General features: G+C 38.3%; 5 protein-coding genes and 1 pseudogene. 1 reads left to right on the top strand and 5 read right to left on the bottom strand.

The features are described from left to right. Positions 1 to 275: IS30 family transposase (locus MF4642_RS16050; protein WP_153041803.1), on the top strand; the 275-nt coding region annotated here is incomplete at its 5' end. On the opposite strand, the pseudogene MF4642_RS16055 reads toward MF4642_RS16050, so the two are convergent. From MF4642_RS16055 to MF4642_RS16070, 5 genes and pseudogenes are all read right to left on the bottom strand, one after another. Continuing rightward, a pseudogene (locus tag MF4642_RS16055) lies at positions 273 to 737 on the bottom strand (IS5 family transposase); the annotation flags it as partial. The gene MF4642_RS16050 and the pseudogene MF4642_RS16055 overlap by 3 nt on opposite strands. A 168-nt stretch (positions 738 to 905) precedes the next feature. Then, complete coding sequence (locus MF4642_RS16060) at positions 906 to 3572, bottom strand: excinuclease ABC subunit UvrA (protein ID WP_078426834.1); 2667 nt, start codon at positions 3570 to 3572, stop codon at positions 906 to 908. A 42-nt stretch (positions 3573 to 3614) separates the two neighbouring features. After that, positions 3615 to 3773, bottom strand: coding sequence for a hypothetical protein (locus MF4642_RS16890; RefSeq protein ID WP_161489514.1), 159 nt, complete (start codon positions 3771 to 3773; stop codon positions 3615 to 3617). Between the two features lie 94 nt (positions 3774 to 3867). Beyond that, the gene (locus MF4642_RS16065; RefSeq protein WP_078389309.1) at positions 3868 to 4845 is read right to left on the bottom strand and encodes an MDR family oxidoreductase; all 978 of its coding nucleotides are present in this window, start codon (positions 4843 to 4845) and stop codon (positions 3868 to 3870) included. 83 nt (positions 4846 to 4928) lie between these two features. Beyond that, positions 4929 to 5573, bottom strand: a complete 645-nt coding sequence (locus tag MF4642_RS16070) for a TetR/AcrR family transcriptional regulator (protein WP_078389310.1) — start codon at positions 5571 to 5573, stop codon at positions 4929 to 4931. Between the last annotated feature and the right edge of the window lie 367 nt (positions 5574 to 5940).

Genomic DNA, 5940 nt, shown 5'->3' on the forward strand with positions numbered 1-5940 from the left:
AAATACTCGAAGAAGATTTAGGCATAGATGTATATTTCTGTGACCCACATTCCCCCTGGCAAAACGGCACATGCGAAAATATGAATGGTTTAATTAGGCAATATTTACCTAAAGGGATTGATTTAAACCAGGCAGATCAGCATTATTTAAATCAAGTTGCCATGTCACTGAATATTCGTCCTAGAAAAGCTTTAGATTGGCTTACACCATTAGAGAAATTTGCTCAACTTATTGATTATCATAAGACTTTTGAAACTGTCGCACCTCATGTTTGAATTCGCCCCAATATGTAGTTTACGCCATTGGCGACGATATTCAGGTCCATGTTTCTTGCGTTTCCATTCGCCCTCACCTAGAAACTTCATGCCTGTAGAGTCCATGAGTAGATGCAGCCCATCGCTACTTTTTTGGTAGCTGATTACAATATCAATATGCTTTTGTCTTCTACAAAGCGTGGTGTAATCTGGAGCTATCCAATTTAATCCGCAAAGTTTAATCAGACTTTGCACAAAGCCAGTGACCATACGTAAAGACAGACGGAATAAGGATTTAATCATTAAGCAGCATTGGATGGCTGCGTCGGAGTAGGTTTGATTTCGCCCTTGTTTGCCTTTTGATGGCGCATACCATTGCGTAGCAGGATCAAACCAAATGGCAATATTTCCGCGACTCATGAGTGCTCGGTTATATGCGGGCCAATTGGTTGTGCGGTAGATTTTGTGTGTAGGCTTCTTCATTTGAAAATTATATCGCTGAAAAACCCTTTACAGATAGGTTTGTGTAACAAAGCCCTTAGTTGAAAAAATTTTTTTAGATTTCATGCACACACACCACCTAAAACAAAAAAATATCTGATTGATTTTACAGGATTTTAATTTAAGTCTTTATTCTACTCACTCGCAATATCAACGTTTAGTATCACGACTCACTAACTCATTAACTAAATATGGAGCAGTACGGCTATCTTGATTTTCTGTTATTTGTTTTGGTGTTCCTGCCACAACAATATTCCCACCAGCATTTCCAGCACCTGGTCCCACATCAATCACCCAATCTGCTTGTGCAACGGCACGCATATCATGCTCAATCATAACCACGGTATTACCCGCATCGACTAATCGCTGCAATTGAACTAACAATCGATCTACATCTGATGGATGCAAACCTGTAGTTGGCTCATCAAGTATATACAGTGTATTTCCACGCTGATTGCGTTGCAGCTCGGTCGCCAATTTAATACGTTGCGCTTCTCCACCAGATAGTTCAGTCGCTGGTTGCCCTAAACGTAAATAACCAAGGCCAATTTCCTTTAATAATTGTAGTGAACGAGCAAGCGAGACCTCTCCATCAAAAAAATCACGTGCTTCATTGACGGTCATTCCTAATACTTCAGCAATATTACGTCCATTCCAGCGAATTTTCAGAGTGTCATCATTATATCGAGCACCATGACATGTCGGACAAGGGGCATATACACTTGGCATAAACAATAATTCTACACTGACAAAGCCTTCACCTTCACAAGTTTCACATCGCCCTTTAGCCACATTAAACGAAAAACGTCCAGCATCATAATGAGCTTGGCGAGCTTCAGGAGTCCCAGCAAATAACTTTCTAACATGATCAAATAAACCCGTATAAGTTGCCAGATTAGAACGTGGAGTACGGCCAATTGGTTTTTGATCAACCTGTACCAGACGCTGTATAGCCTCCACATCACCAGCCAGAGAACCCTGTGTAACCTCGGTAACCAACATTCCTTCATTTAAAGGATTATTTTCATTATTGTTTTCAGTTTCAGATTCATTGCCTAAATATGAAAGTACTAACTCGGGTAAAGCTTGAGAAACGAGACTAGATTTACCTGAACCTGAAATACCTGTAACTGCTGTAAGTACACCAAGAGGTATACGAGCATCAATATTATGCAGGTTATGTCGGTAAATATTGTTAAGTTCAAGCCAACCAGAGGGTGTACGTCCATAACTTTGAGTAACTGGGATTTTATTAAATAAATAACTTGCAGTACGTGAAGCTGAAATCTCACTTAAACCCTGAGGTACTCCACTATATAAAATATTACCACCTTGCTCTCCTGCATCTGGTCCAACATCCACTAACCATTGAGCACGACGCATGAGCTCTAAATCATGCTCTACAACAAATACGGAGTTTCCAGCGTCTCTTAATTTATCGAGAGAATCATATAATGACTGACTATCTGAAGGATGTAATCCAGCAGACGGTTCATCCAGTACATAAACTACACCAAATAGCATAGAACTTAATTGTGTTGCTAAACGCAAACGTTGTAACTCTCCCGCTGAAAGAGTCGGTGTGGCTCTATCTAATGTTAGATAACCAAGACCTAACTGGCGTAATTGATTTAAACGCCCCACCACACCATTTGCTAAACGCTGGGCAGCAATTTTCTTTTCATCTGAAAGTGCTGACGTACGTCTTACATCTGGAGATACAGAATGCACAGCTCTACCTGTTGTTGCTCGTTCAGATCTATCAAGTTGGGTTACTTTATTATTAGTCTTTTCTCCAGCATCATGAGCGTCGAAATTGCCAAGAACAATGGGCTCAAGCAGGCAAGTTAACTTATCCAAAGAAAGTTGCATAAACTCACCAATATCTACTCCAGCAAAGGTAATAGATAAGGCTTCTGGTTTAAGGCGTTTACCATGACAGGAAGGGCATATTTTTCCTTCCATAAAACGTGAAACACGTTTTTTCATCAACGTACTTTGGGTATTAGCAAAAGTATGAAGGACATAGCGACGAGCACCAGTGAAAGTGCCCATATAGCTGGGTTCTAGTTTACGTTTAAGTGCAGATTGAGTCTCAGCGGGGCTTAAACCAGCATAGACAGGAACTGTTGGGGTTTCTTCAGTAAATAAAATCCAGTCTCTATCCGATTGCGGTAAATCTTTCCATGGTCGATCAACATCATACCCTAGGGTTACTAGGATATCGCGTAAGTTTTGCCCGTGCCAAGCAGGTGGCCATGATGCGATAGCTCTCTCACGAATACTGAGTGTTGGGTCAGGAACCATTGTCGATTCTGTAACTTCATAAATGTGACCTAAACCATGACAGGTAGGACAAGCACCTTGAGGAGTGTTCGGTGAAAAGTCCTCGGCATATAACATTGGCTGATCGGCAGGATATGCACCAGCACGCGAATAAATCATTCGCACGAGACTTGATAAAGTTGTTACACTTCCAACAGAAGAACGGGTATTACTTGCACCACGTTGTTGTTGCAATGCTACTGCTGGTGGTAGACCATCAATAGCATCAACATCTGGTACTCCGGCCTGATCTATTAAGCGTCTTGCATAAGGTGCAACAGATTCGAAATATCTTCTTTGTGCTTCAGCAAAAATAGTTCCAAAAGCAAGTGATGATTTTCCTGAACCCGATACACCTGAGAAAACAACAAGTGCATTTCTTGGGATAGAAACATCTACATCCTTAAGGTTATGCTCACGTGCACCTCGAACTTCAATACAATTATTAGATAAAGTAATGTTATTGTGTTCACCAAAAGAATGTATTTTCATGTTTCTACGAGCCTGTAAATTATTTTGTGTAAGTCCCATTTTTTATAAATGATCTTTTAATCGATCATCGAACTGAATCGTAAAACAATTCATTGCTAAACTAATACATTTAAATATGGCTGTCATTTGGTTTAAATCTTCAGGAGTTTTTAAACCTTTAGCTAATTCAGCTGCCATACTTTTGATTGTAGCTTCATCCATGTGAAGTACCTCTTTTTATTATCCTCAGTAGGATAAATGAAAATTAAGTACTTACACAAAATTTAGAACAGTCCCACAACTTCATTTTGTTGAACTATATCTGTACAACAACTCTACCTCGAATTTTTCCATCTAAAATTTCATTTGAAATATTTAAAGCATCTGTTAACTGAATTTCAGTCGTTACTGTTTCTAATTTTGTTTGATCTAATTCTGTAGCCAAACGTTCCCATGCTTCTTTTCTTAATTCGATTGGTGCCATCACGCTATCAATTCCATATAAGGTAATCCCTCTTAGAATAAATGGAGCAACTGTTGCTGGAAAATCCATTCCGCCTGCCAAACCACACGCAGCAACTGCACCACGATATTTTGTACTAGCACATGCATTGGCTAAAGTATGGCTTCCAACAGTATCAATCACGCCAGCCCAAACTTCTTTGTTTAATGGCTTTCCTGGGGAAGATAATTCAATACGATCAATAATTTCACTCGCACCTAGATAGGTTAAATATTCTGACTCTTGAGGTCGACCAGTTGAAGCTGTAATCTCATAACCAAGATAATTCAAAATAATAATGGCAATACTACCTACTCCACCATTTGCACCTGTCACTAAAATTTTTCCATCACTTGGTTTAATACCATGCTTTTGTAAAGCCATGACACACAACATTGCGGTATAACCTGCTGTACCAATAACCATCGTATCTTTAAAAGAAAAAGCAGAAGGTTTTTGTATGAGCCAATCACCAGAAACAGTGACTTGCTCGGCTAGCCCTCCAAAATACTTTTCACCCACTCCCCAACCATTCAGTAGAACTTCATCTCTTTCTTTCCATGCTGGATGTTTTGATTCAATCACAACACCCGAAAAATCGATGCCTGGGGTCAAAGGAAAACTACGCACCACTGGTGAACGCCCAGTAATGGCTAAAGCATCTTTATAATTGAGTGTTGAATATTTGACTTCGACTCTAACCTCTCCTTCTTGTAAAGGCTTTGATGCAATCTCAGTAATTTGTGATGTGTAACCTGCTTCATCTTTAGTAATTACAATACCTTTGTACATAGAACTTCCTCTCTATTTAATTAGACTGCTTGTCTAGAATTAATTAAAAAAATAAATACAGACGTCTGCATTTATTTTTTTAATTAACTTTTTACGTGATTTTGTTGTTTTACAGCTAAAGTAAACAAGCGATAAAATGCATCTAAGGGACTTGTTGATTTGACCAAACGTGCTCTTAGAACTGCACCTTCCCACCCAATCCAAAACTGATAAGCAGCTTCATCGCAATCAGCTAGGCTATATTGTGAATTTGACTGATGTAGGCAATCAGAAACTAATTTCTCCCATACCTTAAAGATACTTTCGATTCGGGCAATGATTTCTTGTGGCAAATACGACACTTCTTGTCCTAAGTTACCTAAAATACAACCTCGTTTAAAATCATATTTTTGCATTTTTTCACCCGCATCTTTTACAAAATTTTGCAGCTTTTCTAGTGGGGAAAGATCAGTTTGACTTAAAAACTTATTCAATCGCTTTACAAAATAAAGCTCATAAGCATCTAAGACTTCTAAAATAAAAGCCTCTTTATTTACAAAATAATGGTAGAAAGACCCTTTAGGAACTTGGACTGATTTCATGAGATCGTCCAAGCTCATAGCATTCATTCCACGTTCGGTCAGTAACTCGATACCTCGGCGGATTAAAACTTCTTTAGTGTCTGCATAGTTACAACCGTGTTTGGTTGGTCGACCACGTGGTCTTTTGGGTAAAGAAGAATAATTCATATAATGAAAATAGACTATGTGACTAGAAATATCAACAATAAGATTATTTGATTGAAAATTTTATCTAAACGGCATCTATTTCTTTGCTGGGAGAACTTAGCCTTTTATATAAATGTACTTAAAAATTCTACGAGTTCATGAACTCATTTTTAATAAATTCCTATTACTTTTATTCAAAATATTGAAATTAATAAATATATTGTAAAAATAATTTATAAACTAGATTTTAGGTAAACATAAGTTAAATAGCATATCCAAGACTGTAGCCTACGCAACCTCAGTTGGTGCTACAGCTCGACATTGTGAATCTCAGTAAAATTATATTCACAATGCCGAGTACGCTAATGAACATAATATACGTTATGCC

Origin of the sequence: Acinetobacter sp. MF4642 (genome assembly GCF_002018925.1) — a bacterium.
In the GTDB taxonomy this organism is placed as follows: Bacteria; Pseudomonadota; Gammaproteobacteria; order Pseudomonadales; family Moraxellaceae; genus Acinetobacter; species Acinetobacter johnsonii.

What these genes read in the sequence shown, in the direction of transcription:
- MF4642_RS16070 (WP_078389310.1), bottom strand. Translation starts at nt 5,573, where the DNA reads ATGAATTATTCTTCTTTACCCAAAAGACCACGTGGTCGACCAACCAAA.
- MF4642_RS16065 (WP_078389309.1), bottom strand. Translation starts at nt 4,845, where the DNA reads ATGTACAAAGGTATTGTAATTACTAAAGATGAAGCAGGTTACACATCA.
- MF4642_RS16060 (WP_078426834.1), bottom strand. Translation starts at nt 3,572, where the DNA reads ATGAAAATACATTCTTTTGGTGAACACAATAACATTACTTTATCTAAT.
- MF4642_RS16890 (WP_161489514.1), bottom strand. Translation starts at nt 3,773, where the DNA reads ATGGATGAAGCTACAATCAAAAGTATGGCAGCTGAATTAGCTAAAGGT.